An 11522-nucleotide genomic window follows, 5' to 3' on the forward strand; every position below is an offset into this window, starting at 1 on the left:
ATCAATTCATGTAGAAACCGAACGCCCCGCCGCTGCGCGGTCCGGTGGCCGCTGCGGTAGTCGGCTGTGCGTCCAGCGGCGTGGCGAGCGTGCGAGTGCGCACCGGCTCCACCAGGTATGGGGTAATCAGGATCACCAGTTCAGTCTCGTTGCGCTGAAAACGCTTGGAGCGAAACAGGTTGCCAAGGATTGGCAAGTCGCCCAGCAGTGGCAGTTTCTCGATGTCCTGGCTGCTCTGACGCTGGAACAGACCGGCGATGGCAAAGGTCTGCCCGCTGCCCACTTCAACTCGCGTGTCCGCCCGGCGCACGCTGAAGGACGGCACATGGAAATTGCCGAAATCCACGGTGCCGCCACTCACCACGCTGCTGACTTCGGGGCGTACTTGCAGGGCGATGCGGCCGTTGGGCAACAGCGTCGGGTTGAACAGCAGCGATACGCCAAACGACTTGTATTCGATGCCCACCAGATCACGGTTGACCGGTACCGGGATCGCCACTTCGCCACCGGCGAGAAAGCTTGCGGTCTGGCCGGTCATGGCGGTGATATTCGGCTCGGCCAATATCTGCAAAATACCGTTGGCTTGCAGCGCGTCGAGCATGCCGTCGATGTTCACATTGCCGGAGCCTGTGCCCGCTGTCGCCAAGCCTCCCGCCGTTGCAGCCGCCAGGCCACCGCCGGTGATCAGGCCGAACGAGAAGGTGCCGTTGCTGAACATTGCATTCCAGTTCACGCCGTAGTGCAGCAACTCGGAGCGCGACACTTCGGCAAAACGCACGCGCAGGTTCACCTGGGCTGCGCCTGCGTATTCGGTGGTGTTGATCGCGCTCTGAAAGCCTTGGCCCTGGGGGTTGAGCAGTGCGTTAAGGTCAGTTGCTTCGGCCACCGAACCGACGGTGCCCTTGGCGATCAGGCGGTTGCCGGCGCCGGTGATTTGCGCGCCATTGCCGGGATGCAACGCCTGCATCGGCGTCGTCACAGCCGCCGTGCCGCTGCTGACCGACAAGGTCAGGCTGGCCAGTTGTTTGCCGTCGTTGCCCAGGGCAATCAGACTGGTATTACCCGGCGCCTTGCCGAAGATATAGAGCGTGCCAGGCGACACCACTTGCAGGTCGGCCACATTCGGCTCGGCCACAAGTACCGAATCCACCGGCGCAGTAAAATGCAAAATGCGCCCTTCACCGGACGCCAGGTTGATCGAGCCCCCCGCCCCATTGGCAATCTCCTGAGCCTGGGCTGCAGACGCAAGCAAAGCGAGTAACAACACACAAAAATGCATCATGAGCCAGACGCCAGGGAGGTGACGGAAGCCGCAGCAGGCGCGCGGCGGTTGGAGATATCGGTGAGGCTGATGGTCACCAGCGCTTGCAGGTTGTACTCGGTGGCCAGTTCGCGGAACGACAGCACGGCCAGTTCCAGCTCGCCCCGCAGCACCAGCCGGCGCAGGCTTCGACGCAGTTGCGGATGCACCAGCAACACCGCGCTGTTGGCCTCGCGGTTTTTTTCACAGGCCTGGCGCAGTTGCGCGAGCAAGGCGCGGCTGACGTCTTCGGGGATCAGCTCACGCTGCGGCTCCTGGCGGCGCAGGGACGCACGCAACTGATCTTCCAAACCTGGCGCCAGCACCAGCGCGCCGATCACCCGATTGCGGTCGGCGTATTGGTGGCTGATCTGCCGTGCCAACGCCGCGCGCAAATGTTCGGCGAGGCACCCGGCATCAGCCTCGCGGGCACCCCACTCCACCATGGCTTCGAGCAAGGCACGCTGGTTGCGGATCGACACACCTTCACCAACCAACAGGCGCAGGGTTTCGGCGACCCGTTGCAGCGGCACCAGGCGCAAGGCTTCTTTGACCAGTTCGCCGTAAGTGGCTTCGGTGCGCTCGAGCAGCAAGCGGGTTTCCTGAATCCCGAGGAAGTCGGCGGCATAACGGCGCAGGCTGCGTTCTAGCACGCCGCGCAATACTTCGTCGGGCAGCAAAAAACCAATGCCGGCGTTGCGCAGGGTTTCTTCGTGCTGGCGCTCGATCCAGTGGGCGTTGCGGCCATTGAGCGGCGAGTCAGCCTGCACGGTGGCAATGTCGAGCAACTGCATATGCACCGGGTCGTCTTGCAGCAACAGGCAGTTGATCGGCAGCTCGCCTTCGCTCACCGGCACGCCTTCGAGCGACACGCGGAAACTGCCCGGCGTGGCCTTGACGTCCATGTAGATGCCCGGCACCGGTATGTCTACACCAAGGTCGGTGCGGATGTCGTGACACAGCGTTTCGACGCGTTGGAGCAGCAACTGGCGGGGCGCGCTCTGGGAAACTCCACTGCCAATAGTCAGCAGCACGCGGGTCTCGGGCAGCAGGTTATCGTCCAGTTCGGCCTGTACTTCGACCACCGGCTCCGGCGTCTCGACCAACGCTTCCTGCTCGCCTTGGGGCAGGCGGGTGTGCCGGCGATACATCACGAACGCCGCGCCGCCAAAGGCGGCGGACAAACCGAGGAACACCCAGGTCGGGAAGCCCGGCAACAGGCTGACGCCGATCATGATCAAAGCGGTCAGGCCCAACGCGCGGTAGCTGGCGCCCAGCTGCTTGATGATCTCGCTGCCCAGGTCGCCGGCTTCACCGTCGCTGTTGACGCGCGTGACCACGGTGCCCGCCGCCACGGAAATCAGCAGCGCCGGGATCTGTGCGATCAGGCCGTCACCCACGGTGAGCAGCGAGTAGGTGTGCACCGCTACGCCGAACGGCATGTCGCGTTCGATCATGCCGATCAGCATACCGCCGAGCAGGTTGACCGCGAGAATCACCAGACCGGCGATGGCGTCGCCTTTGACGAACTTCATCGCGCCGTCCATCGCACCGAACATCTGGCTTTCGCGCTCCAGGCGCGAACGCCGTCGACGTGCCTCGGCCTGGTCGATATCGCCGTTGCGCAGGTCGTTGTCGATACTCATCTGCTTACCGGGCATCGCGTCCAGGGTAAAGCGTGCGGCCACTTCCGCAACGCGTTCGGCGCCTTTGGTGATCACCACGAACTGCGCCACGGTGATGATCAAAAACACCACCATACCGACCACCACTTGGCCGGCGATCACGAAGTCCCCGAAGACCTTGACGATATGCCCGGCGTCGCCGTGCAGCAGGATTAACCGGGTGGTGGTGATCGAAAGGGACAATCGAAACAGCGTACTGAGCAGAATCAGTGGCGGCAACGCGGAGAATTCCACGGAATGGCCGATATAGAACGCAACGATGAGGATCAGGATGCTCAGGGCGATGTTGAGACCGATCAGCATGTCCACCAAGTAGGTGGGCAGCGGGATGATCATCATCACAATCGCCATCAGCATGAACGCGACGATGATCACGTCGGTACGCTGCGCCGCCATGCGCGCCAGGTTGTTCAGGCGGTTGAGTGCACTCATGCGCTGGCCCTGCGTGCGGCCAGGTAGCGTTTGAAGCACTGGCGCGCGTCATCCTTACGCTCGCCGTACCACAGCGCGCGGGCGCGCAGCAGCAACAGGCTGGCGGACTCGCCTTCCAACGCGACCAGACGGTCAAGGGCGCCAAGGGCGCGGGTGGCGTCGCCGCTGTCGGTAAACGCCAGCACCAGCGAGCGCAGCAACACGCCGTCTTCGGGCGCGACGCTGACGGCGATCAGCAACATCACCAGCGCACGCTGGGATTGGCCATTGCGCCGGTAGAGCTCGCCAATGCCTTTGAGCAGTTGCACGGCGTCATCGTTATCGCGGGCCATCAGGCGTGCACCTCCGAGCGTTGCTGTTCGAGGGTGCGGCGCATCTCGATCTCCTCGCGGATCAGGTCATGGGCCAGTTCTTTGATCTCCGGCTCCGCGTCGAGGGTGGGCAGGATGTGTTCCATCACGTGCTCCAGCAGCTCCAGGGAGCGGGCACTGCCGAACAACAGCGAGTCGACGCCGGCGGCGCTGGTGAGTGCTTCGAGGTCACTGCGCAGGGAGCGACGGGTTTGGGGCTTGCGGGTTTTGAGCACCGCTTCGAAGGCGGTGGCCTGGCGTGAGTTGACCGGGCGAACGGCTTCGACGGGCGCGCTGCGTACGTCGCTGGGGATTAGGGGGCGGGGCTCGACTTTCATGTGGGGGCCTGAGCTTGCGATGCAGGCCTGGTCGCCGCCCCAAGATCTCTACCGCCTGACACATAGCTTTCGCGAGCAAGCCAGCTCCCACAGTTGGATTGGGTGCATCCCATAGGTCGACTCATAAGGTGAAGGTGAAGCGCTCTTCGCCACGGGCGAGGATCACTTGGTTGTTCTCGATGCGCTCCAGCACCCAGTTGTCCGCCAGGGCCGCGCCGGGGTAGAGGCGTTTGCCGCTGTCGTTGATCACGTAGGGGTGGGTGCCGAACCACACGGCCTGGAAGCGCACACGCGGGCGCGCGGCATCTGCACGCACAGCAACGCGGGGGGTTAGGACAATCTGTTGGCCGTAACGCTGATCGAAAGCTTGTTGCAGGGCGAGCCATTGTGGTTTTTGCGACTGTTCGAAGCTGCCGACAGCGCTGAGCTGGCCGTTGCTATTGGTGACCTTCACCGCATCCAGATGGGCCGCTAGCAGTTGCTGCTCCAACCAGCTTTGGGCTTGATCACGCGACGGTGGTTTCAACGCCGTAACATCCGCCGCAACGGCGGCCTGCGTCACCGGCACGTCGTTACGCACCGCCAATGCCCCCGCACACAGAAACAGTAGAACGGTCGCGACAATCCAGGGGGTAAATCTACGCGTAGCGTCCGAAGTTTTTTCTACCTCATCAGGTGACGTCAAGCTCACACCTGCCGCACCCATGCGCAATTGCAACGGCAGTCGCGCGCGATGGCCGCTGCCTTGGGGAATGCGCACATTTCCACCGAGCAACACTTCACCGCCCAACGCTTCGACCGCCACCTGGCCGCCCTCAAACCGCAAGCGCAGATGCAGGCCGGCGACGCCGGGATCGCTGAGGACCAGGTCGGCCGTAAGGTCCGAGCCGAGGGTGTAGACCGGCCGGTCGAGCACCAAGGAACTGCCCTGATGCAAACCGCCAGTCACAATCAGAGTCGGTGCGCCAATACCGGCGGCCGGACCCAAGGAAATCAAGGCTGTCATGTGTGGGTTTGCCCCCTTGAGCATGTGCAACGGGGTCAACAATCAAAAGGTCAAAGCATTCAGGTAAACGGGCAGCGCCGGCGCCGCCCGTTTTGGCGAATCAGTTCTGCGGACGCTGTTTGGTGGCGTCGAGTTCCGCTTTTTTCGCGGTGCTGATTTCAGTGATCTTGGCCGACTTCTCGATAGCCATGTTGAAGGTCGCTTCCATCTTCGCGATAGCGTCGTCGGCGCCGCCGGCTTTTACTGGTGGGACATCAGCCATGTTCATCTCCTTGCATCGATAGGGAAGTTTTTCAGTTGCGCTACAGCACACTGAAAGTATGCAAACCGGTAAATGCGCAACGGTAAACGCCCAAAACGTCAGACAGTGAGCTTTCGAACCGTCATGGGTTTGCATGGGGGCCATACTACTCACGATCAAAACGCCTTCGCTGTGAAAGCTTGTGAAACGTTTCAAATACCGGGGGTGAAAGGTTGGGCTCAACCTGGCGTTGAGAGAAACTCATGTAGTTGAGGCTATTGAACTTTTCTCAAAAGAACCAAACACGACAAGACCCAGTGTTTACGGGCTCCTGTTCGCTTCAGCTGCGACCTTACTGGACAATGAACACGTCGTTGAGTGATCGGTCGCCTCCCCCTCGCAACTGTTTTCGCAACCACTTCACATTTTTCGCTAATAGCCTTTTGCCAAACTTCGCGGATATCTCTATCTGTAACAAAAGCCACTTGATCATTACGTTAAATAACGCGGCGCGAGCAGCCTTATTGCCCGCGCGTAACTAACTGTCCGCATCGAATTAGTACAGTTGCTCTAATAGCCGAAACCGTTAGTGCGCAGGCCTAGGGAGATGAAATAACTTGCAGGTGATCATTTATGCCTGCGACCCCAAGTAGACGTGACCCTGTTCAAACGCCGGACACAGACGGCTCGCAGAGAACATTCGAAACCGCGCTGTTCGCGCAGACCGGCATGCAGCACAACTGACCGGTCGTTGTGGCAGTTGGGCCTCTCGGAGTAAGCGGGCTTGTTGTGGTGAGCAGGCTTTCGTGGTGCGCGGGCTTGCCACAACAAGCCCGCGCTCACAGTTTTAGAGCTGCGGCGAAACCCTGATCGCACTCAAGTCCAGATGCCCATCCTCCAACGGCGGGCACCAGTAATACCCCCCCGTCAACGGCTTACTGATGCGATACAACCCATCCACAATCCCATCCTCCAACCCACTCATGCGCCGCAGTTGGGCTTCAAACGCATCAAAGGAATGACCAAACGCAAGGAACATCAACCCCGCCTGACCGTTCTCGGCCCACGGCATCGAACGGCGCACCACGAAGGCTTCCGGGGTGAAGCTTTCCTGAGCGGTGCGCTTGGTGTGGGCGGACTCGGGGGCGTCGTCCAACTCTTCGTTATCACCATGGCGGCGGCCGATGATGTGGTCGCGTTCTTGCGCAGGCAATGCGGCAAAACCGTCGAGGTCGTGCTGCCATTGCTGGATCGCGGCAAAACTGGCGCCACTGTCGGTCATCGCGGCTTCAACCGCTGCATCGTCGTGGGGGTTTTCGGTGCCGTCTTCATAGTCGGTCAGATCGAAACCGGTCTTGTAGCGGAAGCCCTCGGTCATCTGCACCAGGCGAAACGCCGGGGCCAAGGCTTTTTCAAAGGCGCGGCTGCGTAACAGCAGCTCACCGCGATCCACGCCATGCAGCCATACCCACAGCGCCTGTTGGCTCGAAGGGTTATGCGCGCCCGGGCCGCTGACGGCCGGGAATGCACGCAAGCCTTCAATCGTTGCACCCAGGGCGGTTACCAGCGGCTCACCGAAACCTACCACAACGGCCGAATCCGCCAGCTGCACCAGTGCGTCCAACGCGTCGGGGACGGCTGCCAGGGTATCCACGGCAAAAAACAGATGGCGCGCCTGCAACGGCACCGGTGCGGCAAGAATGCCTGGCTGGTACTGACTCATGTGAACTCCTTCAATAAAGCCGCGTAGTTTACCTCAACAAGCACGCCGCACCCCCGCTCTGGCTAAGGGTTTTCCAGATCGCTCGGGTCAAGGCCCAATTGTGCCTTGAACTGCGCCCAGCCCTTGGGCGTGACCAGTACCGCGCGCGAATCCTTGGCGCGGCGCAGCCAACCGGCTTCGCACAAGGCGCTGAGCAATTGCACGCCCAGTGGCCCGGCCACGTGATGGGTACGTTCGGTCCAGTCCAGGCATTGGCGCGTGGGCTTCAAGGCGCTTGAGTCGATGCCCAAAGTACGCAACCAGGCTTCCCTTCGGGCAACACCTCATAGTGTTTATCGCCAACGGCGCGCAGGTAGTTGTTGTTCTCCAACGCCTGGGTCACGGCCGCGCCTAGTTGCCCGGCCAAATGGTTGTAGCAGCAGCGGGCAAACCGCAGCGCTGATGAGTGCGGTGCACCCGGCACAGGCGGGAATCGCCGCCGGCACCCTCAGTACCGCGCGGCAAATTGACGCAGCGTTGGGCGTGGCGCTGGCCGGTACGCTGCTGTAACGCGTCTAGCGCTTGCCACACAGCCCTTGGATGGGTGACTCTCTAGTCATGTTTTGCAACTATTCCAGGGGTAGCAACATGACCACCAGCAACCTGCTCGCCCAGCTGTTTCCGACCTCCGCCGCCGATATTCCCGAGCCATTTCGCCTGGCGGCGCCCATTGAACAGCGTGATTACCTGGTCGACGGCCAGTTGCAGGTGTGGAACGGCCCATTGGCCCAGGTACTCAGCCCGGTGCAAATCGGTGACGAGCGCGTGCACATCGGCAGTACACCGCTGCTGGACGCCGACACCGCCCTCACCGCCCTGGACTCTGCCGTGCGTGCCTATGACCGTGGCCAAGGCGAATGGCCGACGATGCGCGTGGCCGAGCGCATCCAGCATGTGGAAGCTTTCTTGCGGCGCATGCGCGAACAGCGTGGTGCGGTGGTCAAGCTGCTGATGTGGGAGATTGGCAAGAACCTCAAGGACTCGCAAAAAGAATTCGACCGCACCTGCGACTACATCACCGACACCATCAATGCCCTCAAGGAACTCGACCGCCGCAGCAGCCGCTTCGAGCTGGAACAGGACACGCTTGGGCAAATCCGCCGAGTACCGCTGGGCGTGGCGCTGTGCATGGGGCCTTACAACTACCCGCTGAACGAGACCTTCACCACGCTGATTCCGGCGCTGATCATGGGCAACACCGTGGTGTTCAAGCCGGCCAAGCTTGGCGTGCTGTTGATTCGTCCGCTGCTGGAGGCGTTCCGCGACAGCTTTCCGGCCGGTGTAATCAACGTGATCTACGGCAGCGGCCGTGAAACCGTCAGTGCGCTGATGGCCAGCGGCAAGATCGACATCTTTGCGTTTATCGGGACCAACAAGGCTGCCAGTGACCTGAAAAAGCTGCACCCCAAGCCACACCGCTTGCGCGCAGCCTTGGGCCTGGATGCAAAAAACCCCGGCATCGTGCTGCCCGAGGTCGACTTGGACAATGCCGTGAGCGAAGCGGTCACCGGTTCCCTGTCGTTCAACGGCCAACGCTGCACCGCGCTGAAAATCCTGTTTGTGCACGAAGCGGTAGTCGACAGTTTCATCCAGAAATTCAACAGTACACTGGCGACGCTCAAACCCGGTATGCCCTGGGAAGACGGCGTATCGCTGACGCCGTTGCCGGAAGGCGGCAAGGTCGATTACCTCAACGCGTTGGTGGCCGATGCCGCGCAGCACGGCGCCAAGGTGGTGAACCCCAATGGCGGCGAAAGTCGCGGCTCGTTCTTCTACCCCGCCGTTTTGTACCCGGTGAACCCGCAGATGCGCGTTTATAACGAGGAACAGTTCGGCCCCGTTGTGCCGATCGTGCCGTACCGTGACCTGGAGACCGTGATCGAATACGTACTGGACTCGGACTTCGGCCAGCAGTTGAGCATCTTCGGCACCAATGGCGTGGAAGTCGGGCGGCTGGTGGACACGTTTGCCAACCAGGTCGGGCGTATTAACATCAACGCCCAGTGCCAGCGCGGGCCGGACACCTTCCCGTTCAACGGGCGCAAGAACTCGGCCGAGGGCACGCTGTCGGTGCATGACGCGCTGCGCGTGTTCTCGATCCGCACGTTAGTGGCGACCAAGTTCCAGGAGAGCAACAAGGCGTTGGTCAGCGATATTTTGCGTAATCGAGATTCGAGTTTCTTGACCACCGATTACATTTTCTGAAGTGTGGGAGCGGACTTGTTCGCTCCCACACTTTAGATTGAGTACACCCTGCATAACGAGGCCACTTTAATACCGATGAACCTGCCCTTCTTCGCCCGACGGCTGTTGCGCCCCTTGCTCGACCCCTACCGCCGCTATCGCCATGCCAAGCTGATCCACGCCGTGCGCGTGTCCATCGGCCTGCTGGCGACCATCCTGCTCACCACCGGCATCAACCTGCCCCACGGCGAGTGGGCCTCGGTGACCATGCTGATCGTGATCGGCGGTTTGCAGCACCACGGTAATATCGGCAAAAAGGCTGTGGAGCGTGCCTACGGCACCTTGATCGGCGCCAGCGTCGGCTTGTTGCTGGTGGTGCAACAAGCCTATTTCGGCCAGCCGTTGCTGACCTATTTGTTGATGTCGGTGGTGTGCGGGTTCTTTTCCTACCACGCCATCGGCAAGGGCGGTTACATCGCGCTGCTGTCAGCGATCACGGTATTTATCGTCGCCGGCCACGGCGATAACCCGATCTCGGATGGCTTGTGGCGCACCGTGGATATCCTGATCGGCATTGTGTTGGCGCTGGCGTTCTCCTTCGCCCTGCCGCTGTACGCGGTGTACTCGTGGCGCTACAACCTGGCCAGTGCATTGCGCGACTGTGCCGAGATTTACAGCCGGATCATCAGCGGCCAGTCGGTCACCGATGATGAGCACTTCAAGCTGCTCAACCGCCTGAATGCAGCGATGCTGCAACTGCGCTCGTTGATGCCGTCGGTGTCCAAGGAAGTGCGCATCTCCATGACCGAGTTGGACGCCATCCAGCGACACTTGCGCATGTGCATCAGCACCCTGGAGATTCTCGGCAATACTCGGCCCGATCCACGGGATGAACAGGCGATGGCGCGCATGCAGGTGATGCTAAAGGCCGAGCATCGACAGATTCGAGTGCAGTGGGTGGGAATGGCACGGGCGTTAAAATCGGGGTTTACGGAACGACTGGACCGACCTGCCGCGCAGGTCTCGGATGAAGCCGGGTTGGAGGCGCCGGTACAGAGTGCACTGGATGGGTATCGGTTATTGACGTTGCAGTTGGCGGGGAATGTGGATGCCATGCGTCAGCGGTTGGCAAAAACGTCGAGCCATTGGAAGATATGAGTGGTTAATAAAAAAGGGCAGCCTGCCGTTAAGTAGAGCTGCCCCATTGCATGGTCACATGCATTTACTGAAGTGACCAAGTACCTCAAGTCGGAATAAAACTCACTGTATTCGATGCTTGATTGGCGATCAGCGCGAGTCTGGTATTGGGCACGAAAGCAATGCTTGCAGCGTTTTCGAAGCCCGTGAGACGTCTGATGATTTGGTCCGTATCAACATTGATAATGAACACCGAATCGCGGTAAGCCGTTGAACCTCCAGGGCCCACCGCCCCCACCCAGAGCTCTCGCGCATTCGGATTGAGCGCAGCGCCCCAAGCGTAACGAACACCCGGTATCTTCTTGATAACGACGTTTTTAGCAGGATCAATAACGAGGATATTATCAACGTCAGTGACATAGACCCGGCTGGCCGTGCCACTGTCCGGGCCAAACACCATCTGTACGGGTCTATTAGTGCCTGGAATTCTTCCCACAAGGCCGCTGCGGCCGCTGGCATTAACGATACCCACCTCCAAATAGGAGGAGATGAAAACCTGTGTTTGCTCACGATTGATCGCCATAGCGACCGGGGCACGCGTCACGGTGATACGGTTAATACTTGTACCCGTTGCCGTATCATGCACAGATACCAGTGCGTTTCTGGTGCACGCTACGAACAAGCGCAATCCATCGGCACTAATCGCGAGCCCCGAAACATCGTCACCGCCTGCGATCTGAACGGTCATAATCGTCTGGTAGGTCGCGGTATCGATGACCGTGTAGCTGCGGCTACCATAATTGCTGACATACAAACGCTTATTATCTGGACTCAACACCGAATCGAAAGCCATCGGTACTCCGAAAATGGTGTTGATGACGCTACGCGTCTTGATATCAATCACCGAAATCGAATTGCTATCCCGACAGGTTACAAAAGCCCGTTTCCCGTCATTGGTGACACAAACAGAGTGTGGCCCCTGCCCCACGTTGAGCGTTTCGATAATCTCAGCGCCCTGGGCTTGAAACGTCAGTACCTGAACCTCTGACTGCACGGTCGTTCCCCCCACCGTCACCCAGTAACTTAA

11 protein-coding genes are annotated in these 11522 nt (G+C 60.4%); 2 read left to right on the forward strand and 9 right to left on the reverse strand.

Going from position 1 to position 11522, the window contains the following annotated elements:
* Nucleotide 1: 1 nt before the first annotated feature.
* From FW764_RS21310 to FW764_RS21345, 8 genes are all read right to left on the reverse strand, one after another.
* Nucleotides 2-1282 (reverse strand): type II and III secretion system protein family protein, encoded by a 1281-nt coding sequence (locus FW764_RS21310; protein ID WP_446435571.1) that lies wholly within the window; start codon nucleotides 1280-1282, stop codon nucleotides 2-4.
* Entirely contained in the window at nucleotides 1279-3417 is a 2139-nt protein-coding gene (sctV, locus tag FW764_RS21315; RefSeq protein WP_446435572.1) for a type III secretion system export apparatus subunit SctV, read from the reverse strand. Before sctV ends, FW764_RS21310 begins: the two co-directional genes overlap by 4 nt.
* Nucleotides 3414-3749 (reverse strand): tetratricopeptide repeat protein, encoded by a 336-nt coding sequence (locus tag FW764_RS21320; protein ID WP_446435573.1) that lies wholly within the window; start codon nucleotides 3747-3749, stop codon nucleotides 3414-3416. Before FW764_RS21320 ends, sctV begins: the two co-directional genes overlap by 4 nt.
* Nucleotides 3749-4105 (reverse strand): hypothetical protein, encoded by a 357-nt coding sequence (locus tag FW764_RS21325; protein WP_446435574.1) that lies wholly within the window; start codon nucleotides 4103-4105, stop codon nucleotides 3749-3751. The genes FW764_RS21320 and FW764_RS21325 overlap by 1 nt, the downstream gene beginning before the upstream one ends.
* A 121-nt stretch (nucleotides 4106-4226) precedes the next feature.
* Nucleotides 4227-5111, reverse strand: a complete 885-nt coding sequence (locus tag FW764_RS21330) for a SctD/MshK family protein (protein ID WP_446435575.1) — start codon at nucleotides 5109-5111, stop codon at nucleotides 4227-4229.
* Between the two features lie 100 nt (nucleotides 5112-5211).
* Nucleotides 5212-5373: a hypothetical protein gene (locus FW764_RS21335; RefSeq protein ID WP_016969018.1), complete on the reverse strand. Its 162-nt coding sequence runs from the start codon at nucleotides 5371-5373 to the stop codon at nucleotides 5212-5214.
* A gap of 826 nt (nucleotides 5374-6199) precedes the next feature.
* Nucleotides 6200-7075 carry a Dyp-type peroxidase gene (locus FW764_RS21340; protein ID WP_446435576.1) on the reverse strand — a complete coding sequence of 292 codons (876 nt, stop codon included), beginning with the start codon at nucleotides 7073-7075 and terminating at the stop codon, nucleotides 6200-6202.
* A gap of 62 nt (nucleotides 7076-7137) precedes the next feature.
* On the reverse strand, nucleotides 7138-7374 hold the full coding sequence (locus FW764_RS21345; RefSeq protein ID WP_446435577.1) for an ArsR family transcriptional regulator: 237 nt from the start codon (nucleotides 7372-7374) through the stop codon (nucleotides 7138-7140).
* Between the two features lie 328 nt (nucleotides 7375-7702).
* Between FW764_RS21345 and FW764_RS21350 the strand changes: the two genes are divergently transcribed.
* Nucleotides 7703-9319, forward strand: coding sequence for an NADP-dependent glyceraldehyde-3-phosphate dehydrogenase (locus tag FW764_RS21350; protein ID WP_446435578.1), 1617 nt, complete (start codon nucleotides 7703-7705; stop codon nucleotides 9317-9319).
* 75 nt (nucleotides 9320-9394) lie between these two features.
* A complete protein-coding gene (locus FW764_RS21355; protein ID WP_446435579.1) occupies nucleotides 9395-10456 on the forward strand; it encodes an FUSC family protein in 1062 nt (353 codons plus the stop codon).
* 85 nt (nucleotides 10457-10541) lie between these two features.
* On the opposite strand, the gene FW764_RS21360 is transcribed toward FW764_RS21355, so the two are convergent.
* Nucleotides 10542-11522: YVTN family beta-propeller repeat protein (locus FW764_RS21360; protein ID WP_446435580.1), on the reverse strand; the 981-nt coding region annotated here is incomplete at its 5' end.

This window comes from Pseudomonas sp. 1152_12 (genome assembly GCF_052850675.1).

Coding starts and splice junctions, on each gene's coding strand:
- FW764_RS21310 (WP_446435571.1), bottom strand. CDS start 1,282: ATGATGCATTTTTGTGTGTTGTTACTCGCTTTGCTTGCGTCTGCAGCC.
- sctV (WP_446435572.1), bottom strand. CDS start 3,417: ATGAGTGCACTCAACCGCCTGAACAACCTGGCGCGCATGGCGGCGCAG.
- FW764_RS21320 (WP_446435573.1), bottom strand. CDS start 3,749: ATGGCCCGCGATAACGATGACGCCGTGCAACTGCTCAAAGGCATTGGC.
- FW764_RS21325 (WP_446435574.1), bottom strand. CDS start 4,105: ATGAAAGTCGAGCCCCGCCCCCTAATCCCCAGCGACGTACGCAGCGCG.
- FW764_RS21330 (WP_446435575.1), bottom strand. CDS start 5,111: ATGACAGCCTTGATTTCCTTGGGTCCGGCCGCCGGTATTGGCGCACCG.
- FW764_RS21335 (WP_016969018.1), bottom strand. CDS start 5,373: ATGGCTGATGTCCCACCAGTAAAAGCCGGCGGCGCCGACGACGCTATC.
- FW764_RS21340 (WP_446435576.1), bottom strand. CDS start 7,075: ATGAGTCAGTACCAGCCAGGCATTCTTGCCGCACCGGTGCCGTTGCAG.
- FW764_RS21350 (WP_446435578.1), top strand. CDS start 7,703: ATGACCACCAGCAACCTGCTCGCCCAGCTGTTTCCGACCTCCGCCGCC.
- FW764_RS21355 (WP_446435579.1), top strand. CDS start 9,395: ATGAACCTGCCCTTCTTCGCCCGACGGCTGTTGCGCCCCTTGCTCGAC.